We start from the raw sequence: 24,576 nt of genomic DNA on the forward strand, positions 1-24,576 counted from the left end.
CCGTGAGCAGCGGTCGGCGCGGCCCGCGTGCGGCGCCGTGGGTCTACGGTCAGTGTGCTGAGGACCTTGACAAAGTTGGCGAGCACAACAAAGACTGACCGTGGGAGCGCTTCCACGGGGGGTGGCAGCGCCTCCTGATCGGGATTCATCGCCGCCAACCCACCTATGAGGAGCAACGATGCTCAGCATTTCCAGGACGTGCGCCATGACCCTTGCACTTGCAGGGGTCCTCGCCTCCACCGCTTTCACCGCCCTTCCGGCCGCGGCCCAGGAGTCCGGGAACGGGCCCGGACCAGCCGTGGATTCGGCCACCGAGTTCTACGTCCCGAAGAAGAGCCATTACCACGAGGCCCAGCGGCAGATCGCTGACCTGCGCTCCTCGGGCGACCGCTCCACGGCGGACAGCCTCAGCGGAATGATCTCGGCCCCGCAGGCAGTGTGGGTCACCGGCAGCGATCCGGCGACCGTGACCCAGGAGGTCCGGAACACCACGCACCGTGCTGCCGGCAAGAAGCAGGTCCCTGTACTCGCCGCCTACAACCTGCCGTTCCGCGACTGTTCGCAGTACTCCGCCGGTGGTGCGACCGACGTCGCCGGCTACAAGGCCTGGGTCGACGCCCTCGCCGCAGGCATCGAGGACAGGGCGGCCCTGGTGGTGCTCGAGCCGGACGGCCTGGGCATCATCCCCTGGAACAAGAGCCTCGACGGCGCCTCCGAGTGGTGCCAGCCGGCGGAGGCGAATCCGCGAACCGCGGCAGCGGAGCGTTACGAGATGCTCAACTATGCGGTGGATCAGCTCAAGGCCCTGCCCAACACCACGGTGTATCTGGACGGGACGCACAGCGCGTGGCTGGGCACCGGGGAGATCTCGAGCCGGCTCGTGAGGGCCGGCGTGCAGAAGGCCGACGGCTTCTTCCTCAACGTCTCCAACTACGAGCTCACAGAGCGGCAGCTGAAGTTCGGCAGCTGGGTATCGAAGTGCATCTACTACGCCACCGAGATCAATCCGGGCGCCTACGGCTCCTGTGGCAGCCAGTACTACCCGGCGTCACCCGCCGACTTCTCCACGTGGGGGCTGACGGACGCCTGGTACGCGCAGAACGTCGACAAAGCCCGGAACGCGCCGTCGAACGATGACCTCGCACACTTCGTCATCGACACGAGCCGCAACGGAAAGGGCCCCTGGGTTCCGACGGCGGCATACCCGGACCCCCAGGTCTGGTGCAACCCGCCGAGCCGCGGGCTGGGCTACCTGCCCACCTCCGATACCGGCAATCCCCTGGCCGATGCCTTCCTGTGGATCAAGGTGCCGGGTGAGTCCGACGGCGAGTGCAGCCGCGGGCTGACGGACAACGGGGGAGTGGATCCCGAGTGGGGCCGCGTGGATCCCGCCGCCGGAGCCTGGTTCCCCGAGCAGGCACTCGACCTCATCAGGAACGCCAGCGCACCGGTTCGATCGTAGTACAACGCGCGTGCGCGGCCCGGTTCGGCCGCGCACGCGCCCCTGCGCCTAGGGTGGAGCAATGGAGAGCTGGAAGTCGGCGCAGCGTGTTCAGGAGCGGAGGCTCTGGAGCACCCTGTCCGCGGTCGGTGCGGTACTGACATTGACCCTCGTCAGCAGCATCCTTCTCGTGGCAACCAGCGGGGGCTCGCACGTGACCGGTTGGTTCTACTTCCAGCAAGCCGCGCTGCTCGCACTCAGTGTGGCGGGCACTGTCGCCGCACTCCGGCGCTGGCTCGCGACCCGCGCGCGTGGGTAGGGTAAGCGCCGTTACACAAATGTGACAAACCGGACGAGCGCTGGCTATCGTCGTCGGGTGCCTCTGTCCATGGGAGGCGCTCCCGGTCGGATTGCCGAGCCCTGCCGCCGACCGGGGTCGTTCGCAATCACGAAGGCGGGGACGGGGGAACCACAGTTCCATCGGGCGCGCAGGTTCACCTGCCGACGTCCTTGGGGTTAAGCCGCAGCACCATCGCCCACGAGGCGGAGGGCGCGGCCGGGTGACTCCCATCCGAACCCGACAGCTCACCCCGTAGGCATGGGAGAGGTATAGATCCATGTCACGAAACACCCCGGCACGCCACCGTGCTGCCACCGACGGCAATCTCGCTCTGCAGGGCCTGTCCCGCGCAGTGAAGGGCCGCGCCACCGCCGTCGGCCGTCCCGTCGCCATCGTCGCCGTCACGTCGGGCCTCGCGCTCACTGCCATCGGCACGGCACACGCGGGTTCCTCCACGGAACAGGGCACGGTGTCGGCATCGGCAGCAGTCGCTGCCCCTGTTGTTTCCGCCCCTGCTGTTCCCGCCCCTGCTGTTCCCACCGCAGTCGCTCCCGCCGCCGCGGCTGTCGCAGCGGCCGGTCTGACGCACACCGTCGTCCCGGGCGACACCCTGGGAGGCATCTCCGCCAGCTACGGCGTGGAACTGGCGGCCGTTCTTTCGGTCAACAGCCTCTCCGTGGCGTCGATCATCTTCCCTGGCGACAGCATCACCATGCCCGCCGGCGATGCAGTCCAGGCCCCCGTCCAGTCCGTGACGATTGCTGCGGTCCCAACCGCCGCCGTCGCTCCCGCTGCCGTGCAGCAGGCACCGACCGTTGCTCCTGCGCCGGCCGCATCCACCACCCCGGGCTCGGGCGTCTACCTCGCCTCGGCGGACATCACCCCGGTGGCGTCGACCAGCGGTGTCGCGGGGACCCTCGTGGCATCCGCGCAGTCGCAGCTCGCGGCCGGTGCCGTCCAGGACTGCACCGTGCTCGTCGAGAAGGCGCTGCGCGCCGCCGGTATCTCCGTCGGAGACCTCGGTCCCTCGCAGTTCTTCCAGTTCGGCGCAACGGTGGCCACCCCCGCTCCTGGCGACCTCGTCATCACGGGCGGCCACGTAGCCATTTACGTCGGCGGTGGCCAGGTCATCAGCAGTGGCATGAACGGAGCGAACCTCACCCTGCAGCACCCCCTCTCGGACCTTTCGGGAGCGTCCTTCGTTCGCGTAGCGGGCTAGCGCGGGAACGAACCACACGCCGGAAGCGGCAGGTGCCTGGACGGGGCGCCTGCCGCTTCCTTCGTTAAAGGCCTGCGTAAAAGGGTGGTACCTACGGCCGTCCGGCCAGGACGTGCTGGATGCCGGGGATGCAGCCCTCGTTCTGCAGCGACGTCGTGTCGCCGAGCGCGGTGCCCTCGTACAGTTGCGTCAGCAGGCGCCGCATGATCTTGCCGGAGCGCGTCTTGGGTACATCGGGAACGACGACGACCGCGGCGGGACGGGCGATCGGCCCGATGGCCTGCGCAACGTGTGCGCGAAGAGTCGTCGCGACGTCCGCCGTCGGATCGGCACCGGCAGCGAGCACCACGAACGCCGCGATGGCGTGGCCCGTCAGCGGATCCGAGATCGGGCACGCGCCGGCTTCGGTCACCAGCGGGTGCTCGACCAGAGCCGATTCGATCTCGATGGTGGACAGGCGGTGCCCCGAGACGTTGATGACGTCGTCCACGCGCCCCAGGATCCAGGTGTCGCCGTCGTCGTCGTAGCGCGCTCCGTCGCCCGCGAGGAACCAGCCCTGCGCGGCGAACTTCCGCCAGTAGGAGTCGAGATAGCGCTGCGGGTTGCCCCACACGGTCCGGGCCATGGCGGGTCCGTGGCGGTCGACGACGATCAGCCCCTGCACTCCGGGGGGAACGCGGCGGCCCTCCTCGTCCACGATGCGGGTGCTGACACCGGGCAGCGCCCGGGCGGCACAGCCCGGCTTGAAGACGGTGTCCGTCGGGCTGGGGGAGAGCACGGTAGCTCCCGTCTCGGACTGCCACCACGTGTCGACGACGGGAACCTCGTCGCGGCCGAGGTTCTTCCGGAACCACCGCCACGCCTCGGGGTTCACGGCCTCGCCCACCGTCCCGAGCACGCGGATGCTCGAGAGGTCGTACTCCGACGGGACGCCGTCGGGGAACCAGCCCATGAGCGAGCGGACCAGCGTGGGAGCCGTGTAGTAGCTCGTGACGCCATAGCGTTCGATGATCTCGAGGTGGCGGCCGGGGTGCGGCGTGTTCGGGGTGCCCTCGAAGATGACCTGGGTCGCGCCGTTCGACAGCGGTCCGTAGAGCTCGTAGGTGTGCGCAGTGACCCAGGCGAGGTCCGCGGTGCACCAGTGGACGTCGCTCCCGCGCAGCGCGGGGTCCGGATGGCTGAAGAGGTGCTCGAAGCTCCACGACGCCTGCGTCAGGTAGCCGCCGGAGGTGTGGACGAGCCCTTTGGGCTTACCCGTCGTCCCCGAGGTGTACATGATGAACAGGGGTGTCTCGGCGTCGAACGCCTCCGGCTCGTGGTGGGAGGAGGCGGAGTCGACGACGTCGTGCCACCAGACGTCACGGCCGTCGGTCCAGCTGACATCGGAGCCGGTGCGGCGCACCACGAGCACGTGCTCGATGCTGTTGTCGCCCGACACCGCGGCGTCCGCGTTGTCCTTGACCGGCACGGCGACGCCGCGCCGGAACTGCCCGTCGGTGGTGACGAGCAGCTTGGCTCCGGTGTCCTCGACCCGGAACCGGAGAGCCTCCGCCGAGAACCCGCCGAAGACCAGGGAGTGCACCGCCCCGATCCGGGCGCAGGCGAGGGTGACCACCACGGTCTCCACGAGGACCGGCAGGTAGATGACCACGCGGTCGCCCTTGCCGATGCCGAGTGCGAGGAGCGCGTTGGCTGCCCGGGAGACCTCGTCCTGCAGGTCCGCGTAGGTCACGGTACGGCGGTCGCCGGGTTCGCCCTCGAAGTGCAGGGCCACCCGGTCCCCGTTCCCCGCTGCCACGTGCCGGTCCACGCAGTTCGCAGCCACATTCAGCGTGCCACCCGCGAACCACTCGATGACCGGAACGCGCAGCGAACCGTCGTCCTGGGGCGTCGCCTTCTTGAACGTGTGGAGGGTGTGCCACCGCGTGCTCCAGTCGAGCCTGCCGGCCTGCTCCTCCCAGAACGCGAGCCGGTCTGCCTCGTCCTGCAGCGCGGCCGCGCCCGTCGTCGTCGTGCCTATGCCCATCGACGCACAGCCCAACGCTCCGCGATGCCCAAGAGTGCATCCGTAGTCTTGCCGATGACGGCCAGCAGGATGATCGCGAGGATGATGCGGTCCACGCGACCGTTCTGCTGGGAATCGATGAGCAGGAAGCCGAGCCCCATCGACGAGGCGATGAGCTCGGCCGCGACGAGGAACAGCCAGGACTGCGCGAGGGCGAGCCGGAGCCCGGAGAACAGCGCCGGCACGACGGCGGGCAACTGCACCGTGGTCAGCAGGCGGACGCCGTTGAGCCCGAAGGCGCGCGCGGCCTCGACGAGGTTGCGGTCGACGTGCCGCAGGCCGAGGTACAGCGTCGTGAAGACCGGGAAGAATGCGCCGATGGTGATCAGGGTTACCTTCGAGTCCTCATTGATGCCGATCCAGAGAACCAGCAGCGGAACCCAGGCGAGGGATGGAACGGCCCGCAGTGCGCTGACCGTCGGGGTCAGCAGGATGTCCGCGATGCGGGACAGACCCAGCAGGGCGCCGGCCACCACACCGAGGAGGGAGCCGATGAGGAATCCGAGGAGGACGCGCTGGGTCGAGATCAGGACGTGGGTGGCGAGTTGCCCGCGCTCGATGAGGTCGACGGCCGCGGCGAACACCGAAACGGGGGAGGGCAGCTGCGACGGCCGGAAGAACCCCGAGGCCGTGCTGAGGTGCCAGGCGAGCAGGATCAAGGTCGGGACGATCAGTCCGAGCAGGAGGACGCTCGCGCGCTTGCCCGCCCGGCCCCCCACGGGACCGCGTTCCCGCGTGTCGCCGTCGCCGGTCACCGGCGAGCCGGTCGCGGCGAGGCCCTGCGTGCTGGAAGGAACCGCGCTGCGCCCGGTCAGGTGGTCCGCACTCATGAGTCGGCACCGATCGAGGCCGGGTCGGCCTTCTCGACGAGGGATGCGTCCAGCAGGGTGTCCAGGGCTTCGTCGATCTGTTCCTGGCTCTGCACGTCCCCGGTCTCGACGAAGACGGGGCCGATCTTCTCGAGGACGCTGCGCTGGGCGTCACCCGGAGCGGGATCGACGTCGAGGTTGGTGCGGTCGATGATCACCGCGGTGGCGACGGCGGCATCGATTCCCGCCACCTCGGCGAGGATGGCTGCCGTCTCCTCCGGGTTCTCCTTGGCCCACTCCCGAGCCTTCTCGTACGCGTTCACGACCGTCTGGGCGACGTCGGGCTTCTCGGCGAGGAAGTCCTCCGTCGCGTTGAGGAAGCCGTAGGTGTTGAAGTCGATGTCCCGGAAGAACAGCTGGGCGCCGTCCTGCTCCGCAGCCGCCATGATCGGATCGAGACCGGACCAGGCATCCACGGCGCCGCTCGCCAGCGCCGCGCGGCCGTCCGCGTGCTGCAGGTTCTCGATCGTGACCTCCGACTGCGCGACGCCTGCGGATTCGAGCGCCTGCAGCAGGAAGAAGTACGGGTCCGTTCCGCGGGTCGCCGCCACGGACTTGCCGCGCAGGTCCTCGACGCTCGTGATCCCCGACTCCGGGAGGGTCACGAGGGCGGCCCATTCGGGCTGCGAGTAGATGTCGATGGCCTTGATGGGCGAGCCGTTCGAGCGGGCGAGCAGCGCGGCCGAACCGGCGGTCGAACCGACATCGATCGCCCCCGCCCGCAGCGCTTCGTTGGCCTTGTTGGAGCCGGCCGACTGCACCCAGTTGACGGTGATCTCCTGGTCCGCGAGCTCCTCCTCCAACCAGCCCTGCTCCTTGATGATGAGGCTCAGCGGGTTGTAGGTGGCGAAGTCGATGTTGAGCGTTCCGCCCTGCGTGACGGTCTCCGATCCACCTTCCGCCGCGGGCTGCGTGTCGGCGGCGTTCTCACCCGCGAGGCAGCCGCTGAGGCTGAGCGAGAGGGCAGTGGCGAGTGCGAGCGTGGGCAGGAAGGCGCGGCGATTCATGATGGTCCTTTGGTGGAGGGTGCGGCAGGGAAAAGGCAGGGTGGCGCAGGCCGAACGACGACGGCGCGCGCGGGTTCGAGGAGCCGGGCTAGTGTCCGGTGACGCCGAGGCGGGACAACAGGGAGCTGCGCAGCATCCCGAGATCCGCGGCATTGCGGGACCGCGGGCGGGTGCCTGGAACAGGAACGAGTTCCGCCACCGTGGAGCCGGGATCATCGTCGTCGCGACGCCCGAGGACGAGGATGCGGTCGGCGAGCTGCAGCGCTTCATCGACGTCGTGCGTCACGAGCAGCACCGTCGTGGGCTGCGCGCGGTGGATGTCGAGGAGGAGGTCCTGCATCTTGATGCGCGTGAGGGCATCGAGCGCACCGAACGGTTCATCGAGCAGCAGCACTCCGGGATTCCGGGCGAGAGCACGGGCGAGCGAGGTGCGCTGCGCCATGCCGCCGGACACCTCCCGCGGCCGATGCTTCGCGAACGCGTCGAGGCCCACCAGCTTGAGCAGCTCGAGGACCTTCGCCTTGCCGGCGCTCGCACTGGAAGACTTGGGCAACCCGATCGCCACGTTGGCCTGCAGCGTGTGCCACGGCAACAGGCGTGGCTCCTGGAAGGCGACGGCACAGCGCTCGTCGATGCCCCTGACGGGAGTCCCGTCGATCAGCACCTCGCCGCTGTCCGGTACGTCCAGCCCCGCGGCGGCGCGCAGCAGGGTGGACTTGCCGCATCCGCTGGTGCCGAGGATGGCGAGAATCTCGCCAGGCTTCACGTCGACGGTCACGTCCCTGAGGACGACGCGGCGATCGGTCGAGGACCCGAAGCTGCGCCCGAGGCCTGAGAAGCGCACGCCGAGGGCCTGCTTGTGGTGGGGCTGGGTACTGCCGGGTGCCAGGACTGCGGTCATGATCTCTCCATCGGTCCTGGCGGTAGCACCCTACGGAGCGAGCCTTGTCCACCGGATGCGGTGGATCCCGTGGCTCGGGCCTCGATATCGCCCGGCATCAGGGGGATGCGGGCAACCAGGGTTGCTGCGGCTTCATCGATCCAGGTCTCTCGGCCGCTCGGGATGGTCACCTCAATGAAACGCCCGGGCTCCCGCAGGAGCAAAATGGACCGTGTAACAAACGCTGTAACAAAACCCGGGAGGCTCGGTGGCACACCAGAACGATCCGCAGGTCGTCAGGAGGCTCCTGACGGAGCACGGCCGCTGGGCGGTCGTCGGCCTGTCCAACAATCCGCGCCGCGCTGCCGTCGGCGTCTCACGCTTCCTCCTGGACCGCCTGGGGATGGATATCGTCCCGGTGAGCCTCAAGGGCGACGACGTCCACGGGCAGAAGGGCTACACGAGGCTCGCCGATATTCCCGGCAGGATCGACGTCGTCGACTGCTTCGTGAATTCGTCGCGTGTGGGCGCGGTGGTGGATCAGGCGATCGCGGTGGGTGCACGCGCGGTGTGGCTCCAGCTGGGCGTGATCGACGAGGATGCCGCGCGTCGAGCCGCAGAGGCCGGGCTCGACGTCGTCATGGATACGTGCCCGGTCATGGAGGCGCCGGCGCTCGGGCTCTAGCCGGTCACATGCGCTGGTACTTCGAGCGCACCACCATGAACATGCCGTACGCCATGAGGCCGAGAGCCACCGCGCCGAGCAGCCACACTCCGAAGGGCTGGTCGCGCAGTGCCTTCAGGGCGCCGTCGAGCCCGGTGGACTGTTCCGGGTTGTTCGTGACGGAAGCGACCACGACGAGGACTCCCAGGACCCCGAGGGCGAATCCCTTGGCGATGTACCCCACGGTGCCCAGCATCATGACGGCGCTGCCGAGCGCACCGGCCGGAAGGTGCGAGATCTTCTCTCGGAAGCGCCGGGTGGCGCCGCTGACGATGAAGTAGCCTCCGACGACGAGGATCCCCACACCGATGGCGATGAGGAGGACCTTGCCCGCGGGGCTGCCCATGAGGGACGCGCTCAACGAACTCGTACTGCTGCTGCTGTCGCTCGAACCGCCGAGCGCGAACCGTCCGAACGTCACGCCGATGGCGGCGTAGACGACGGCCTGGCCGCCGCTCTTCAGGCGGGCGGTCAGCTTGTCCTTGCCCCTGAGGCCCCGTGATCCGAAGAAGACGTCGCCGAGGTTGAACAGGGCGAGGGCGACGCACCCGATGAAACAGAACCACAGCAGGAAGGTCCCGCCGGGACTCGCCGCGAGCTGGCCGATCGCTCCGCTCTGGTCGGCGCTTCCGGAGCCGCCGTTCGCCAGTCCGAGCGCTATGAGCCCGATGAGGAAGTGCAGGATGCCGGCGGCGACGTAGCCCGCACGCGCCACCAGTTCGAACTGCTTGGAGTTGACCGCTTCCTCTGCGGCGTCGGACGCCCCTTCAGCGGCACCCTTACCCGATGTGCCCATCCCTCGTGCCATGATGCTCCCGCTTCCCTGACGGATCGGCGGGTCGGACACCACAGGTGCGTCCATGCCGGTCTGGACCTCCATCCTGCCACTGCCCGGCCTTCGGCGCCCGTCCCGGTCCCTCCCGTTCCAGTAGGTTGAGTCGAGGATCACCACCGCGGCCGATGGTGGGCGTCCTTGGAGTGCAGGTCGACGGAAGAGGCACGCATGGAGCAGTTCACGTATGACGAACGGGGCGCGACCGACAGACCCTTCCCGGAGTCGCTGGAGGGAGGCTGGCCCGCCGGGTACACCGTGATGGTGGAGTCGCACGACATCGGGACCGAGGACCCGTCGGCCGGTTTTCTCGCCCTCGCGGAAGGGATTCTCGCATGGGGGCTTCACCGGCGGGCAGGCCTCTCGATGACGTCCGACGCCGAGCGCGCGGCACCGGGGGTCGAAGTCGTCTCCGGGTTCGGCGTCGGCCCCGCCAGGATCAAGGCGCCGTGCCAGGTGATCTGGTCGAGGGCGCCGCGGCTCGACGGAACGGGCCGGGCCGTCCCTGGCCAGCGCAGTGGCTTCGGCTACGGGACACTGCCCGGCCACCCCGTGCGCGGTGAGGAGGGTTTCTACGCCGAGCTGACCGCTGACAACCGCGTGCGGTTCATCTGCTCCGCCTACAGCGTGCCCGCCAACGTCGTGTACCGGCTCGCCGCACCCGTGACCAGGCTGACGCAGGGGTACGTGCTGTCGCGCTACATGAAGGCGGCGCGGGAACTGGCGGGGGAGGCCTGACCGGCTACCGGCAGCCGGGCTCCGTCCCGGGGCTCGCACGCCACCGGTCGGATGTCTCCGCCCGCCAGTCCTCACCCGCCTGTCCTGACGTGGCCCTTGCCCCGGGCCCCGATCACCACGACACTGAACGCACCCGTACCTGTAGCGGCACCCCGGCCGGACGCGGCGTATCAGGGTCGACAACGCCACATTCGTGTCCGGAAAGCTGCGCACTCCGTCCGACGAAGGAACATCTATGGAAACCATCGCATTGCACACCAGACTGGTGCCGGGCCGGGAGTCGGACTACGACCGGATCCACGCGGTCATCCCGGCTCCCCTGGACACGGCCCTGCGGGAGGCGGGAGTGCGCAGCTGGCGTATCTGGCGGTCGGGCAGGGAGATCTTCCACCTCGTCGAATGCGAGGACTACGCAGCCATGCGGGCGCACCTGAGGGAGCACCCGGCGAATGTGCCCTGGCAGGAGCTCATGGGTGAGCTGCTCGAAGTGCACGACGACTATTCGGGTCGCGATACAGGTGTACCCCTGGTCTGGCACCTGCCGCAGGAGACTGCGGAATGATCATCGACGCCCACCAGCACGTCTGGAACCTCGACCGGGCGGAGTATCCCTGGCTGACGGACGAACTCGGCCCGATCAATCGCTCCATCGAGTTCGAGGAACTACGGCCACACCTCCGCCGGGCCGGTATCGGGGCTACCGTCCTCGTCCAGTCCGCGGACAATTCCGACGACACCGACTACATGCTCGACGTGGCCGCCGGCCATGACGAGGTGGTGGCGGTCGTCGCGTATGTTCCCCTCGACCGTCCCGAAGAGGCCGCGGAGCAGCTCGACCGGCTACGGGAATCCAACCACGTCGTCGGGATCCGGAACCTGATCCACGACCAACCTGATCCTGACTGGCTGCTCCGCCCCGACGTCGATGAGGGCCTGGGGCTCCTTGAGGAAGCCGGAATGACCTTCGACCTCGTCTCGGTCCTGCCCCGGCACCTGGAGCACGTCGCCACCCTGGGCGAGCGGCACCCCGGGCTGGGGATCGTCATCGATCACCTCTCGAAACCTCCGATCGGCGAAGCGGACCCCGAGCCCTGGTGGAGCCTGATCGAACGGGCTTCGGAGAATCCACGGGTGCATGCCAAGGTGTCGGGACTCTATCCCTCCCGAGGACCGATGACCGAGTGGTCCACGGCAGCGATCAGGCCGTTTTTCGACCACGCCCTGGAGGTGTTCGGTCCGGAACGCCTGATGTACGGCGGGGACTGGCCGATCTCCGTGCTCGCGGGCGGCTACGACAGGGTATGGAGTGGCTTGGTCCCGCTGTTCGACGGCCTCACCGCCACCGAGCGATCAGCGCTGACGAGCGGCACCGCGACCAGCTTCTACGGGATCGACGAAGCCCTCCTTGCCAGGGCCCGGGTGATGTCTCCCGAACCGCCGGCGGACGCACACCGACACGACCGCTTCGGAGGGCGGTAGGCCGAACCGCCCTTGACCACGGGACCGGTAAGCCGTCGGTACGGGTAGCATCGCCAGGCTCGGCTTGCCGGGCAGGAACGCGTCCGCGACGAGCAGGTACCTCCACTTCTGGTGGATCGTCGACATGCTCGCCCAGGTCAGGAGAACGCCCAGCGGGAACATGGTTACATCAGGAGGAGGTTCACCTCCTGATGTAACCATGGGCGTCGATCCGCCCGACGCCGTCGGAACGGTTGCCGGCGTAATGTCGCCCCGAGGAAATTGGCTCAAACGATTGACCAACGGAATTCTCAGGTCTAACGTTTGAGCAGTAGTCGCGCTGGGCGCTCCATTCCCGCTTCGGCCGGCACCCACAACCAAGGAGAGTCAATGAAGACACCTCAGTTCCGGCGTCGCGCACTATCGTTCAAGCCCGTCGCAGGGGCGGCCGCTGCCGTCCTGCTGCTGTCCGCCTGCGGTGGCAGCGGCGGGGCCACGGAGACGGAAGCCGAGCGCACCGATTCGGGCGGCGCCATCACCGTCTGGGTGGATCCGCCCCGGGTCCCCGCCGCCGAGGCCTTCGTGAAGGCGCACCCGGAGATCGAGACCGAGGTGGTGCAGATCGACGGGACAGTCGGCGGCAAGACCCTGCAGCAACAGTTCTCCCAGTTCAGCCAGGCAGGCGAGGGATTCCCGGACGCGATCTTCTTCCCGTCCAATGACGACATCGCCTGGGCGACCGGCGCCCAGATCAACTACGCGGCAGACCTCAGTGAGGTCATGCCGGACGTCATCGAGGGCTACGACGAAGCGGTCATCAGTCCGTGCGCCATCGACGACGCCATCCGCTGCCTCCGCAACGACGCCGCCCCCGATGTCTTCTGGTACAACAAGACCTTCTTCGACGCGAACGGCTACACGCTCCCCACCACCTGGGAGGAGTACGGCGATCTCGCCGTGACCATAGCGCAGGAGCACCCCGGCAAGATCAGCGCGTTCCTCGGGGACTCCTACGCCCCGGACCGCTACCTCTGGGCGAGCGGATGTCCCACCAACAACCGGATCAGCGAGACAGAGGTACAGATCAACCTCGACGACGAGCGGTGCCAGCGGGCGAAGAGCCTCATCAGCACCCTGGTCGAGGGCGATGCCGCAACCTCGTTGGGCATCTTCGACGCCGACGCGGCAGGCATCGGCGCGGATCTCGTCATGAGCCCGGGGGCCGCCTGGTGGGGCGACTACCTCTTCAACCAGACCTGGGCGATCGAGGCGGGCACGATGAGCGCCGTCGCCCCCCTCTCCTGGGAAGGCGAGACCGAGCCCTCGACGGGCAATGAGGGAGGAGGCCTGTGGGGGCTGTCGAACTTCATCGAGGGCAAGCAGCTCGAGAACGCCAAGACCTTCATGGAGTTCGTCGCGACCGACCCCGCCTGGCAGGTGGAACTGAGCACGGGCCTGCCGGGATACGGCCCGGTGCAGGACGACTGGATCGAGAAGCAGTCGGCCTCGCAGTACTTCGCGGACACGGAGACGACCTTCCAGGCGATCAAGGAAGCCACGCCCCACGTCGTCGAGGGCCACGCCTACATGCTCTACAACACCGGCGGCGTCTGGGCCGAGACCATGACGCCGGCACTCGTCTCGGGCAATGGTGTGGAGGCAGGGTGGTCCGCCTTCGAGGAACGGCTGCTCAATGAGGCGAAGGCGCAGGGGTACACCGTCGTCACCGACGCGCCCCAGTAGTCCTTCACACGGTGAGGGCGCAGTCGGCCTAGGCTGCGCCCTCACGTCTGAGCACTCCCGAAGGTCGTCGATCCAGAAGGGCGCAGTCCATGAATTCCAAGATGATCACCCTGCCGAAGGACACGGAGGTGAAGCCGCGACGGCGCCCCCAGGCACCGGCCGGCCGCCGGTCCTCCAGCCTGCACGGACGCGAGGCGCGGGGAGCGTGGATCCTCATGTCGCCCTACATGGTCCTGTTGCTGGTCGCCGGCGTTATCCCCATCGCGTACGCCTTCGTCATCGCCTTCCAGACACCCCCGACCCCGCTGAACCCGGAGGTGTCCTTCGGCGGTCTGGAGAGCTTCACCACGGTGGTCACCGACTACCGCTTTCTCGACACGTTCGCCAACATCTTCAGCGTCCTCGTCGTCTGGCTGCCGATCATGCTCGTCGGAATCATCGGTCTGGCCCTGCTGATCCACGCGAGCCCCGGCCGGTTCGGCAGCTCCATGCGCTTCATCTACTACATACCGGGGGCGCTTGCCGGCGTCGCGAACTTCGTGCTCTGGGTCTACCTCCTCAACCCGGCGCAATCTCCCATCCAGGGTTTCTGGCACGCGCTCGGCTTCACCACGATCAAGGCCGTCCTCGTATCGCCGTCCAACCTGCCGATGATCCTCACCGCCATGCTGCTCTTCCAGGGGCTCGGCACGTGGATCCTCGTCGTCAACGGCGGACTGAACAACATCCCGGACGAGGTGCTCGAGGCCGCCGAGATCGACGGGGCGAATGCCTGGCACCTCGCGTGGCACATCAAGCTCCCCATGATCCGCGCGTGGATCGGCTATGCGGCTCTCATGAACCTCGCCTACGGATTCCAGCTGTTTCTCGAACCGTACCTGTTGGACCAGGTGGCATCGAACGCGCTGCCCGATCAGTGGACGCCGACACAGCTCGGATACGCCTTCGCGTTCTCGAACTACAACTTCCCGGCCGCCGCCGCGATGTCCATCATCCTGCTGATCATCACGCTCGGCATCGGACTGCTCGTGGTGTTCCGCAGCGGTCTGTTCGGAAAGGAAGAACACTGACGTGGCAACGAGTGTGAGCACAGAGATGGCGGCAGCCGAAAGACCACGGCGCGGACAATGGAGCGCGGGCCGGATAGCCCGTGTCGCCACCATGCTGTTCGTCGCCACGATCATCATCTTCCCGATCGTCGGTTTCATCGCCATGGCGTTCCGGGACAACGCGAACGTCCAGGCGGGCACCGACGGGTTCCTCGGTCTGGGCGGCGTCTCCTGGGACAACGTCGTCTACAGCTGGTCCCAGGTCAACGGATTCGGTCCGGGCGAGGGCGGGTTGTTCACGCGGTGGATGATGAATTCACTGTTCGTGGGAATCGGTGGGGCCGTTCTCGCCGTACTGGCCGCAATTCCGGCAGGGTATGCCATGGCCAGGCTGCGGTTCCGGTTCCGTCGTGCCGTCCTTTTCGTGACCCTGGTGACGATGGTCATCCCCAATACGGTGCTGGTCATCCCCATCTTCCTCGAGGTCAACGCGGTCGACGCCGTCGGAGAGCTCTGGCCGGTTCTGGTCATCATGGGTTTCTTCCCCTTCGGCGCCTACCTCTCCTACATCCACTTCATGACGACGATGCCGATCGAACTGGTCGAGGCGGCACGCATCGACGGACTGGGGGAACTGGCGATCTTCTTCCAGGTCGCGACGCCGATATCGAAGCAGGCGATAGCCCTGGTCGCCTTCTTCTCCTTCGTGGCGAACTGGACGAACTTCTTCCTTCCCCTGGCCCTGCTGAGCTCCAACCAGCAGAACAAGACCATCTCCATCGGCCTGCAGGAACTCATCGGTGCCAGCCCGCTCTTCAATCCGACGGTGGCCGCAGGTCTGGACGTGAAGCTCTACATGCCCCAGCTCGCGCTCGCGACGTCCATCAGCATGATCCCGTTGCTGGTCCTGTTCATCTGCGCCCAGCGGTATCTCATGCGGGGCCAGACCGTCGGCGCAGTGAAAGGGTGAGGACACCGTGACCCGAGCGGAGTTCTCCCCGTCACAGGCGTACACGCCCGACCTCCCACAGCGTCCCCTCCCTATCGTGATCCTCGGGGCGGGTGGGATCGTCAAGGATGCGCATCTCCCCGCGTACCGGAAGGCCGGGTTCCCGGTGGCTGCCATCTACAACCGCACGGCCGGCCGCGCGCAGGCACTCGCCGACGAGTACGGGATCCCCCTGGTCTTCGATCAGGTAGCCGACGCCGTCGCGGCCGCCCCGGATGGAGCCGTCTTCGATATAGCGCTCATGCCGGAGCAGTACGAGGACACGCTCCAAGCACTGCCCGACGGCTGCGGTGTGCTCATCCAGAAGCCACTGGGCAACTACCTGGCCGATACGGAACGGATACTCTCGATCTGCCGGAGGAAGAACCTGACGGCGGCCGTCAACACCCAGTTGCGCTTCAGCCCCTACATCTCCGTTGCACGGGCCGCGATAGCGGAAGGCGCCATCGGCGAACTGTTCGATCTCGAGGTCCGCGTCGAGGTGAACACCCCCTGGGAGCTCTTCCCCCACGTCCTGACGATGGAGCGCCTCGAGATCAACATGCACAGCGTGCATTACATCGACCTCATCCGGTCCTTCCTCGGCGATCCGGACAGGGTGTCGGCCGTCACCGTGGAACACCCTCGCAAGAGCCATGCCAACAGCCGGTCGGACATCATCATGCACTACGAGGACAGGCCCTTGCGGGCCATCATCTCCACGAACCATGACCACCACTACGGCCGGAAGTACGAGGAGAGCTTCGTGAAGTGGGAGGGGACCGACGGCGCGCTCCGGGCCCAGATGGGTCTTCTGATGGACTATCCCTCGGGCGGTGAGGACCGGCTCGAGATCTTCCGCAACTCCGAGCCGGAGAAGGGCTGGCAGCCCCTCCACTTCTCCGGATCCTGGTTCCCGGACGCCTTCATCGGCTCGATGGGTGCCCTGCAGAGGTACCTGGAGGGTTCGGTTCCCGACCTCCCCACGAGCGTCACGGATGTGTACCGCACGATGGCGGTCGTGGAGGCGGCGTACGAAGCATCGCGCTCCGCCGGCGTCCGGCCCGCCTACCGGTGACGCGCACACGCCGAGGATCGTATTGCTGGTGACCCAGCTCGTGACTACACTTGCACAAACGATTGAGCAACGACGCCGACGTAGGCCGGGGTCCGATGCTCACCCACCGGAATTGGAGGAGCGATGAGCTCCGAAGTAATCAAGCCCCTGAGCGGAATCACAGTCCTCGACTTCAGCCAGTTCCTGGCAGGGCCTGTCGCGGCGATGCGCCTGGCCGACCTCGGCGCCAGGGTCATCAAGATCGAGCGCCCCCAGGGAGGCGACATCGGCCGTACGCTGGCCTTCGCCGGCCGCTCGGCGGATGGCGAGACCATTTCCTTCCACGCCATGAACCGGAACAAGGACGGCATCACCGCCGACCTGAAGAACAGCGAGGACCTCGCCAGGGTCAAGGAACTCGTCAGGAAAGCCGACGTCATCATCCAGAATTTCCGCCCGGGAGTCATGGAACGCATCGGTCTGGACTACGAATCCGCCCGCGAGCTCAACCCCCGCATCGTCTACGGCAGCGCCAGCGGATACGGCGACACCGGCCCCTGGAAGGACCGACCGGGCCAGGACCTGCTCGCGCAGTCCCTCTCCGGCCTGCCCTGGCTCAGCGGCTCGCGCTCCGACGGCCCCGTCCCGGTCGGCGTCTCGATCGCCGACCACCTCACCAGTTGCCACATCGCACAGGGCGTGACAGCGCTCCTCCTCCGCCGTGAACGCACGGGGCTGGGCGGCCACGCCCAGACGAGCCTGCTGGAGTCGATGCTCGACCTGCAGTTCGAGTTGCTGAGCACACGCCTGAACGATCCGACCATTCAGGTGACGCGCGGCGGGGCCCATTCCGCCCACGCCTTCCTGGCCGCTCCCTACGGGACGTATCCCACCAGTGACGGCTATATCGCGCTCGCCATGAACCCTCTCGCGAAGCTCGGAGCGCTGCTGGAGATCCCGGCCCTGACCGAGATCGACGACCCGCAGGATGCGTGGGACCGACAGGAGGAGATCGAGGCATTGCTGGCAGCCCACCTCGCCATAGCCGACACCCAGCACTGGCTGGACATCCTCGACACCGCGGATGTGTGGTGTGCGCCGGTGCTCACGCTCGAGGAACTGGTCGGCCATGAAGGCTTCGCTGCCATCGACATGATGCAGCAGGTGGTGCGGAAGAGTGCACACACCGGTGACGGCGAACCCCTGACCCTGGCCACGACGCGCAGCCCGATCAGGGTGGACGGGCATATACTCTCGAGCGACAAGCCCGCCCCGAAGCTCGGCCAGCACAACGCCGCAGTGGACATCGAATTCGCGCTGAGGTCCACGACCGGCGGTGCGGCATGAACGCCGTCCTGCGCGGCATCACCTGGGAGCACTCCCGCGGCTACGAATGCATGGTCCGGTCGGCGGAGCGCTACCGCGCCGAGACCGGCGTCGACGTGCGCTGGGAGTACCGGTCCCTCCAGGCTTTCGCGGATGCGCCGGTCGGGCACCTTGCCGCGGACTTCGACCTGCTCGTGATCGACCACCCGCACGTCCCGCTCGCCGCTGAGCAGGGCTTCCTGGCGCGCCTCGATGGAGCCGGGTTCGACGACGAGCTGGCACGGCTCTCCCAGCAGTCGGTCGGACGGTCCCACCAGAGCTACGCGCACGAGGGGCACCAGTATGGTCTCGCCAGCGATGCGGCGGCCCAGGTCTCCGCCTGCCGACCCGACCTCATCGGTGAGGCGCCCGAGAGCTGGGACGCGGTACTGGACCTGGCGCGGGAGGGCCGGGTGCTCTGGCCCGCGAAGCCCATCGACGCCTTCTCCTCCCTGGTCACTATCGCCGGCGGCAACGGTGCGGACATCAACCCGGCGCCGGGCCGATTCCTGGCGGAGGAGGATGCGCTCGCGGCTCTGGACTACATGCACAGGCTCGCCGCCCTCGTACCCGAGAGCTGCTTCACCGCCAACCCCATCGACGTGGCCGAACTGCTCTCGACGAGCGACGAGTGGTGCTACAGCCCGCTCCTTTTCGGCTACACGAACTACTCCAGGGCGGGATTCCGGCCGGGACGGATCAAGTACACCGACATCCCCACCGGTCCGGGCGGGATCAGGCGCTCGTTGCTGGGGGGCGCAGGGGTCGCGGTATCAGCCACTGCCACGGACCTCGGGGCGGCTCGCGCCTTCGCGTTCTGGGTCGCCTCCGCCGAGGTGCAGGCCGGTGTCTATTACGACGCCGGCGGACAGCCGGGCAACGCCGTCGCCTGGGACGACGAAAGGCTGAACACCGAGACGCTGGCCTTCTTCTCCGGGACCCGCGCAACCCTCGACAGCGCGTACGTCAGACCCCGGACCGCGGGGTACATCGAGTTCCAGGACACTGCCGCGCCCTGGGTCACGCAGACCCTGACCGGCGAGATCACCGATTCCGAACTGATCACGCGGCTCGACACCGCAGCCGCCCAACTCCTCGTGGAGCCCTGATGCAGACGATTTCCAGGTGGTTCGAGGACTACGAGATCGGCGAGACCCGCGACAGCACCGGGCGCACGATCACCGAGGCGGACATCGTCCTGCACGCAGGCCAGACCGGCGACTTCTTCCCGCATCACATGGACGCCCGGTGGTGTTCAACGCAGCCCTTCGGCCAGCGCATCGCCCACGGGACCCTCATCCTGTCGATCGCCGTCGGCATGACCGCCGGTGACATCAATCCACAGGCGATGAGCTACGGGTACGACAGGATCCGCTTCATCGAGCCCGTGTTCATCGGAGACACCATCACGGTGACGGCGGAGATCATCGAGAAGACCGACCACCGCAAGAACCCGGACAGCTTCGGCTACGTCCACGAACTGGTGACCGTCAGGAACCAGGACGGCAGGACAGTCCTGGTCCTCACGCATCTGTACCTGGTCGGTCGACGTGGACAGTAGCCGGGATCGGAAGCACCCATGAGCGCTGGAACGAACCCCGGGCCCGAGCGGACGCGTCCCGTCGGCAATCGCCCGGCCACTCTCAGTGATGTCGCCGCCCTCGCAGGCGTCTCGGTGTCGGCCGTCTCGCGCGTGCTGACCGACGCGCCCTCCTCCCGCGTCAGCGCCGCCACCCGCGACCGCATCAAGGCAGCCGCCAGCGACCTCGACTACCGGCCGAATTTCGCCGGACGGGCGTTGCGGTCGTCACGCTCGAACATCATCCTGCTGATCGTCCCGGACCTGACGAATGCCCTGTTCACCGATCTGATGCAGGGCGTCGAGGACGCCGCTCTGGAGCGCAACTACATGGTGATGCTCGCGCGCGCGGAAGCTCTCCAGGAGGGTGATGACACCATCAGGAAGCTGGTGGGGGAGGGCCGTGTGGACGGGATGCTCGTGCAACTGGGAGACACGTCGTCGCGGGAGGACCTCGCGGCGTTCGCCGAGGTGAAGGTGCCGCTGGTCTTCATCAACTCCATCGAGGCGGGTCATACCGGTGCGGTTGTACTCGAGAACGAGCGCGCCGCCAGGATCGCGACCGAACACCTGATCGGTCTGGGGCACCGACGGATCGGACTGGTGACGGGAGACAGCAAGACCTTCACCGCCGTCGAACGTTCGCGCGGGTTCCAGGAGACGATGCGTGCCGCGGACCTGCCCGTCGACCCGGCCCACATCAGGACGCTGGGGTACGAGCCACGCATGGGCCGGCAGGCTTTCCGCGAGATCATGGGCCAGAGCGACCCGCCCACTGCGCTCCTCATCGCCAACATCAACGCGGCGATAGGGGCGCTGGCCGAGGCCCGCACGATGGGCCTGCGGATACCCGAGGACGTCTCGGTCGTCGCGGTCCACGATGCGTGGAGTGCCGAGAACACCTGGCCTCCGCTGACGACCGTGAAACTGCCCCTGTACGAGATGGGCAGGCGCGCCGTGCAGTCGTTCTGGGACTGCCTCGACACCGGTGCAGCCGAGAACCTCGTGGTCTCCCACCCCGCCCCGGCGCTGGTGGTCCGCGAATCCACAGGACCGGCACCGGGGCAGGACGAACGGCAGACGGCAGGGCCCGACCGATGAGCGGGCGTCCAGGGGAGCGAAGGGGAAGCACCATGCAGACACGCACATTGTCCAACGGCCTGGCACTCACCGAACTGGGTCTGGGCACGGCGCAGTTCGGCAATCTCTACCGGGAGACCACCGACGCCGAGGCGGAGGGTGCCTTCGCGACGGCATGGCAGGCCGGGATCCGCTCTTTCGACACCGCGCCCCACTACGGACTGGGCTTGTCCGAACGGCGCCTCGGGGCGCTGCTCCGCACGAAGAACCGCGACGACTTCGTCCTCTCGACGAAAGCAGGGCGCCTGCTCGTGCCCAACCCCGGCGGCGAGGGCCACCGCGACACCGACAGCGGTTACGACGTCCCTGCCACCCTGCGGCGCCAGTGGGATTTCAGCGCCGACGGGATCAAGCGCTCGATCGACGAGAGCCTGGAACGCCTGGGGCTCGACCGCATCGACATCGTCTACCTCCACGACCCCGACGACCACGGCGGTCCGGCCATGGAGGAGGCGCTCCCGGCACTGCTCCGCCTCCGCGACGCGGGCGTCGTCACCGCCATCGGGGCGGGGATGAACCAGTCCGCGATGCCGGCGGAATTCATCCGGAGGTACGACATCGACGTCGTCATGCTCGCCGGACGCTACACCCTGCTCGAGCAGGGGGCCCTCGCCGACCTGATGCCGCTCGCGGTCGACCGCGGCGTCGGAGTGGTCATTGCGGGCGTCTACAACTCGGGGCTCCTTTCCAGGGACCGGCCACGGAGCGATGCGAAGTACAACTACGAGACGGCCCCGGCGGAACTCGTCGCACGCGCGCATCGGATCGCGGACATCTGCGAACGACACGGGGTCTCACTTCCGGATGCGGCCGTCGCCTTTCCCCTGCGCCACCCCGCCACCGTCTCGGTCGTCGTCGGAGGACGCACCGACGAGCAGGTCCGAGGGAGCGTCGAGCGCTACCTGAGGCCGATCCCGGACGCGCTCTGGGACGACCTCCGTCACGAGGGACTGATTCCCCAGTGAACCACCGTGAAGCTGTCACACTACCGAAGGAGCACGAATGACCATCATCACCTCGGCCGAGGTCGTGGATGTGCGGTTTCCGACATCGTTGACGGCCGCCGGCTCGGATGCCATGAACAAGGACGGCGACTACTCGGCGGCCTATGTCACGCTCCGGACGGACGATCCGGCACTGTCCGGGTACGGATTCACCTTCACCATCGGTCGCGGGAACGACATCTGCGTCCTGGCAGCGGCGCAGCGCGCCAAGCCGCTGGTCGGACGCAACGTCGAGGAGCTCCTGGCCGACCTCGGCAGGACCTACCGCGAGCTGAAGTCGGATTCCCAGCTACGGTGGCTGGGCCCCGAGAAAGGGGTCGAGCACCTGGCCCTGGCCGCTGTGATGAATGCGGTGTGGGACATGGCGGCCCGCGCCGCGGGCAAGCCCCTGTGGAGGCTCCTGAGTGAGATGACCCCGGAGGAACTCGTCGACGTCGCCGACCTCCAGTACCTGTCCGACGCACTCACCCGGGAGGAAGCCCTCGACCTCCTGCGGGAGATGGCTCCGACGCGCTCGCAGAGAGTCGCCGAACTGGAGGCGAGCGGCTACCCCTGCTACACGACGAGCGCGGGCTGGCTGGGCTACTCGGACGAGAAGCTGCGCAGGCTCTGCCAAGAAGCGGTGGACGAGGGCTACCGGCACATCAAGCTGAAAGTAGGAGCCGACAGGGACGACGACATCCGGCGTCTGGGGATCGTGCGGGAGGTCATCGGCGAGGACGCCCACCTGATGATCGACGCGAACCAGGTGTGGGATGTCCCTGAAGCAATAGAGTGGGTGCGCTCCCTCGCCCGGTTCAACCCGCTGTGGATCGAGGAACCGACAAGCCCGGACGACGTCCTCGGGCACGCCGCCATCCGGCGGGCAGTCTCGCCGATCGGGGTCGCGACAGGGGAACACGGGATGAACCGGGTGCTCTTCAAGCAGATGTTCCAGGCGGAGGCGATCGACTTCTGTCAGCTGGACTCGGCCCGACTCGCAAGCATCAACGAGATCCTCCCGGTCTTCCTCATGGCGAAGAAGTTCAACGTACCCGTCTGTCCGCACGCCGGTGGGGTCGGGCTGTGCGAGCTTGTCCAGCACCTGTCGATCTTCGACTACATCGCCATCTCCGGATCGCTGGACAACAGGGTCACGGAGTACGTGGATCATCTGCACGAGCATTTCGTGGACCCCTGCATCGTCGAGAACGCGGCCTACAGGGTGCCCGCCAGGCCCGGTTACAGCGCCGAGATGCATGAGGGATCGATCAAGGAATTCGCCTTCCCGCATGGTGCGTACTGGTCCGGGCAGCAGTGAGGCGCATTCATCCGATGCCTGCACGGTTGATCGGAAGCGCACGTAATCAGGGCATCACGCTGATGCTGCAACGGTGGTCCGGGCTCCAGCAGCCGGGCGGCCGGGCATCGAGGACCGAAGGAGCACGATGAAACTACTACGCTACGGACCGATCGGATCAGAGCGGCCGGCGGTTCTGGCCGTCGACAGGGACGGGAACGAGCAAGCCTACGATCTCTCGTCGCTGACGCCCGACATCACGGGTGAATTCCTCGCTGCGGACGGAATAGCTGCTGTGCGGAAAGGGCTCGAGACGGGGTCCCTGCCTCGAGCCGACATCGGCGGCGAACGCATCGGCGCGCCGATCGCGCGTCCTTCGGCCATCATCTGCGTGGGCATGAACTACGCCGCGCACGCGGCCGAGTCCGGCTCCACGCCGCCCGACACTCCCATCATCTTCCTCAAGACCCCGAATACACTCGCCGGGCCGGACGACGATGCCTTCATACCCCGGGGCAGCACCCGGACGGACTGGGAGGTCGAACTCGGTGTCGTCATCGGCAAGCGGGCCGGCTATCTCGACTCGGTCGAGCAGGCGGCCGAGCATATCGCCGGTTACCTCGCGGCGAACGATCTCTCGGAACGAACCTTCCAGCTGGATGATTCAGGCGGTCAGTGGTCGAAGGGGAAGTGCGCGCCGGGGTTCTCCCCGCTCGGACCATGGCTGGTTCCTGCCGCCGAGGTGGAGGCCGAGAACCTCCGCCTGCGCAGCTGGGTGAACGGTGAGGCCCGGCAGGACTCGAGTACGGCGGACATGATCTTCACGCCGGCGTTCCTCGTGCACCACCTCAGCCAGTACCTCACCCTCGAAGCCGGCGACCTCGTCCTGACCGGAACACCCCAGGGCGTCGCCCTGTCCGGCAGGTACCCGTACCTGACTGCCGGTGACGTCGTCGAGATCGAGATCGAGGGACTTGGCCGCCAGCGCCAGGTCTTCAGCCAGGCCTAGGAGCAGATGATGACCGAACCACAGCAGGAGATGCACGGACTCGTGGCACTGGTGACCGGCGGCGCCTCGGGCATCGGGGCCGCCGTGGCACGGCGGCTCGCAGACCTGGGCGCCCGGGTCGCCGTACTGGACGTGATGCCGGAGGCAGCTGCGGAGCAGCACTTCACCGTGCGGTGCGACGTGTCCGACGACCTGTCCGTGCGATCGGCGGTGGACGCCGTCGTGGACCACTACGGAAGGCTGGACATCATCATCAACAACGCCGGCATCGGTGCGCAGGGAACCATCGCGGACAACGACGATTCCGAGTGGCAGCGCGTGTTCGACATCAACGTGATCGGTATGGTGCGGGTCAGCAGGGCGGGCCTGCCGTACCTGCGCGAATCACCTGCCGCAGCCATCGTGAACGTCTCCTCCATCGCGGCGACCGCAGGCCTTCCGGCCCGGGCCCTCTACTCCGCGTCCAAGGGGGCTGTGCAGTCGCTCACCTTCGGCATGGCGGCTGATCACCTGCCCGAGGGAATTCGCGTCAACTGCGTCAATCCCGGCACGGCAGATACGCCGTGGGTCAAGCGCCTCCTCGAGAAGGCGGAGGACCCGCTAGCCGAACGCGCCGCGTTGGAGGCCCGGCAGCCCCACGGCAGGCTCGTGACCGCGGAGGAGATCGCGGCCGCGGTCTCCTACCTCGCGTCACCGCTCGCGGGATCGACCACCGGGGTCGCACTGGCCGTCGACGGCGGTATGCAGAACCTCCGGCTCAGGCCCCGGTCCGCCTGAGGCAGGCGGACCG

General features: G+C 67.6%; 24 protein-coding genes and 1 riboswitch. Of the genes, 19 read left to right on the forward strand and 5 right to left on the reverse strand.

Features of this window, described 5'->3' with window-relative positions:
* Positions 1-205 precede the first annotated feature (205 nt).
* From CXQ96_RS08525 to CXQ96_RS08535, 3 genes are all read left to right on the forward strand, one after another.
* Positions 206-1,462, forward strand: a complete 1,257-nt coding sequence (locus tag CXQ96_RS08525) for a glycoside hydrolase family 6 protein (protein WP_104117620.1) — start codon at positions 206-208, stop codon at positions 1,460-1,462.
* 61 nt (positions 1,463-1,523) lie between these two features.
* On the forward strand, positions 1,524-1,760 hold the full coding sequence (locus CXQ96_RS08530) for a hypothetical protein (protein ID WP_104117621.1): 237 nt from the start codon (positions 1,524-1,526) through the stop codon (positions 1,758-1,760).
* An 83-nt stretch (positions 1,761-1,843) separates the two neighbouring features.
* Positions 1,844-2,053: riboswitch (cyclic di-AMP (ydaO/yuaA leader) on the forward strand.
* Positions 2,054-2,058: 5 nt separating this feature from the next.
* Positions 2,059-3,000: a LysM peptidoglycan-binding domain-containing protein gene (locus tag CXQ96_RS08535; RefSeq protein WP_104117622.1), complete on the forward strand. Its 942-nt coding sequence runs from the start codon at positions 2,059-2,061 to the stop codon at positions 2,998-3,000.
* 91 nt (positions 3,001-3,091) lie between these two features.
* Here CXQ96_RS08535 and acs read toward each other — a convergent pair whose 3' ends face one another.
* The 4 genes from acs to CXQ96_RS08555 all read right to left on the reverse strand — a co-directional run bounded on the left by acs (position 3,092) and on the right by CXQ96_RS08555 (position 7,842).
* Positions 3,092-5,026: an acetate--CoA ligase gene (gene acs, locus CXQ96_RS08540; RefSeq protein ID WP_104117623.1), complete on the reverse strand. Its 1,935-nt coding sequence runs from the start codon at positions 5,024-5,026 to the stop codon at positions 3,092-3,094.
* Entirely contained in the window at positions 5,017-5,895 is an 879-nt protein-coding gene (locus CXQ96_RS08545) for an ABC transporter permease (RefSeq protein WP_104117624.1), read from the reverse strand. Before CXQ96_RS08545 ends, acs begins: the two co-directional genes overlap by 10 nt.
* The gene (locus CXQ96_RS08550) at positions 5,892-6,941 is read right to left on the reverse strand and encodes an aliphatic sulfonate ABC transporter substrate-binding protein (RefSeq protein ID WP_104117625.1); all 1,050 of its coding nucleotides are present in this window, start codon (positions 6,939-6,941) and stop codon (positions 5,892-5,894) included. Before CXQ96_RS08550 ends, CXQ96_RS08545 begins: the two co-directional genes overlap by 4 nt.
* An 88-nt stretch (positions 6,942-7,029) precedes the next feature.
* Positions 7,030-7,842, reverse strand: coding sequence for an ABC transporter ATP-binding protein (locus CXQ96_RS08555; RefSeq protein ID WP_104117626.1), 813 nt, complete (start codon positions 7,840-7,842; stop codon positions 7,030-7,032).
* A 247-nt stretch (positions 7,843-8,089) separates the two neighbouring features.
* Here CXQ96_RS08555 and CXQ96_RS08560 point away from each other — a divergent pair, with 247 nt between their 5' ends.
* Positions 8,090-8,506 (forward strand): CoA-binding protein, encoded by a 417-nt coding sequence (locus CXQ96_RS08560; protein ID WP_104117627.1) that lies wholly within the window; start codon positions 8,090-8,092, stop codon positions 8,504-8,506.
* 4 nt (positions 8,507-8,510) lie between these two features.
* On the opposite strand, the gene CXQ96_RS08565 is transcribed toward CXQ96_RS08560, so the two are convergent.
* Positions 8,511-9,407, reverse strand: a complete 897-nt coding sequence (locus tag CXQ96_RS08565) for a DUF1206 domain-containing protein (RefSeq protein ID WP_258058972.1) — start codon at positions 9,405-9,407, stop codon at positions 8,511-8,513.
* Between the two features lie 141 nt (positions 9,408-9,548).
* On the opposite strand from CXQ96_RS08565, the gene CXQ96_RS08570 reads away from it, so the two are divergent.
* The 15 genes from CXQ96_RS08570 (at position 9,549) to CXQ96_RS08640 (ending at position 24,563) form a co-directional block, all read left to right on the forward strand.
* Positions 9,549-10,115 carry a DUF1990 family protein gene (locus CXQ96_RS08570; protein ID WP_104117628.1) on the forward strand — a complete coding sequence of 189 codons (567 nt, stop codon included), beginning with the start codon at positions 9,549-9,551 and terminating at the stop codon, positions 10,113-10,115.
* Positions 10,116-10,350: 235 nt separating this feature from the next.
* Positions 10,351-10,677 carry an L-rhamnose mutarotase gene (locus tag CXQ96_RS08575; protein ID WP_104117629.1) on the forward strand — a complete coding sequence of 109 codons (327 nt, stop codon included), beginning with the start codon at positions 10,351-10,353 and terminating at the stop codon, positions 10,675-10,677.
* Entirely contained in the window at positions 10,674-11,594 is a 921-nt protein-coding gene (locus CXQ96_RS08580) for an amidohydrolase (protein WP_104117630.1), read from the forward strand. The genes CXQ96_RS08575 and CXQ96_RS08580 overlap by 4 nt, the downstream gene beginning before the upstream one ends.
* Before the next feature lie 369 nt (positions 11,595-11,963).
* Positions 11,964-13,316 carry an ABC transporter substrate-binding protein gene (locus CXQ96_RS08585; protein WP_104117631.1) on the forward strand — a complete coding sequence of 451 codons (1,353 nt, stop codon included), beginning with the start codon at positions 11,964-11,966 and terminating at the stop codon, positions 13,314-13,316.
* 89 nt (positions 13,317-13,405) lie between these two features.
* Complete coding sequence (locus CXQ96_RS08590) at positions 13,406-14,386, forward strand: carbohydrate ABC transporter permease (protein WP_258058973.1); 981 nt, start codon at positions 13,406-13,408, stop codon at positions 14,384-14,386.
* 1 nt (position 14,387) lies between these two features.
* Entirely contained in the window at positions 14,388-15,335 is a 948-nt protein-coding gene (locus CXQ96_RS08595) for a carbohydrate ABC transporter permease (RefSeq protein WP_258058974.1), read from the forward strand.
* A gap of 7 nt (positions 15,336-15,342) precedes the next feature.
* Positions 15,343-16,431 (forward strand): Gfo/Idh/MocA family protein, encoded by a 1,089-nt coding sequence (locus tag CXQ96_RS08600; protein ID WP_104117634.1) that lies wholly within the window; start codon positions 15,343-15,345, stop codon positions 16,429-16,431.
* A gap of 123 nt (positions 16,432-16,554) precedes the next feature.
* Positions 16,555-17,757, forward strand: coding sequence for a CaiB/BaiF CoA-transferase family protein (locus CXQ96_RS08605; RefSeq protein ID WP_104117635.1), 1,203 nt, complete (start codon positions 16,555-16,557; stop codon positions 17,755-17,757).
* Positions 17,754-18,884 carry an extracellular solute-binding protein gene (locus CXQ96_RS08610; protein WP_104117636.1) on the forward strand — a complete coding sequence of 377 codons (1,131 nt, stop codon included), beginning with the start codon at positions 17,754-17,756 and terminating at the stop codon, positions 18,882-18,884. Before CXQ96_RS08605 ends, CXQ96_RS08610 begins: the two co-directional genes overlap by 4 nt.
* Positions 18,884-19,336 carry a MaoC/PaaZ C-terminal domain-containing protein gene (locus CXQ96_RS08615; protein WP_104117637.1) on the forward strand — a complete coding sequence of 151 codons (453 nt, stop codon included), beginning with the start codon at positions 18,884-18,886 and terminating at the stop codon, positions 19,334-19,336. The genes CXQ96_RS08610 and CXQ96_RS08615 overlap by 1 nt, the downstream gene beginning before the upstream one ends.
* An 18-nt stretch (positions 19,337-19,354) precedes the next feature.
* Positions 19,355-20,455, forward strand: coding sequence for a LacI family DNA-binding transcriptional regulator (locus CXQ96_RS08620; protein WP_104117638.1), 1,101 nt, complete (start codon positions 19,355-19,357; stop codon positions 20,453-20,455).
* A 32-nt stretch (positions 20,456-20,487) separates the two neighbouring features.
* Positions 20,488-21,459, forward strand: coding sequence for an aldo/keto reductase (locus tag CXQ96_RS08625; RefSeq protein ID WP_104117639.1), 972 nt, complete (start codon positions 20,488-20,490; stop codon positions 21,457-21,459).
* Positions 21,460-21,496: 37 nt separating this feature from the next.
* Positions 21,497-22,798, forward strand: a complete 1,302-nt coding sequence (locus tag CXQ96_RS08630; protein WP_104117640.1) for an L-fuconate dehydratase — start codon at positions 21,497-21,499, stop codon at positions 22,796-22,798.
* A 127-nt stretch (positions 22,799-22,925) separates the two neighbouring features.
* The gene (locus tag CXQ96_RS08635) at positions 22,926-23,786 is read left to right on the forward strand and encodes a fumarylacetoacetate hydrolase family protein (RefSeq protein ID WP_104117641.1); all 861 of its coding nucleotides are present in this window, start codon (positions 22,926-22,928) and stop codon (positions 23,784-23,786) included.
* A 9-nt stretch (positions 23,787-23,795) separates the two neighbouring features.
* The gene (locus CXQ96_RS08640; protein ID WP_219816114.1) at positions 23,796-24,563 is read left to right on the forward strand and encodes an SDR family NAD(P)-dependent oxidoreductase; all 768 of its coding nucleotides are present in this window, start codon (positions 23,796-23,798) and stop codon (positions 24,561-24,563) included.
* Positions 24,564-24,576 lie beyond the last annotated feature (13 nt).

It is taken from the genome of Arthrobacter sp. B1805 (genome assembly GCF_002929745.1).
Lineage (GTDB): Bacteria > Actinomycetota > Actinomycetes > Actinomycetales > Micrococcaceae > Arthrobacter_D.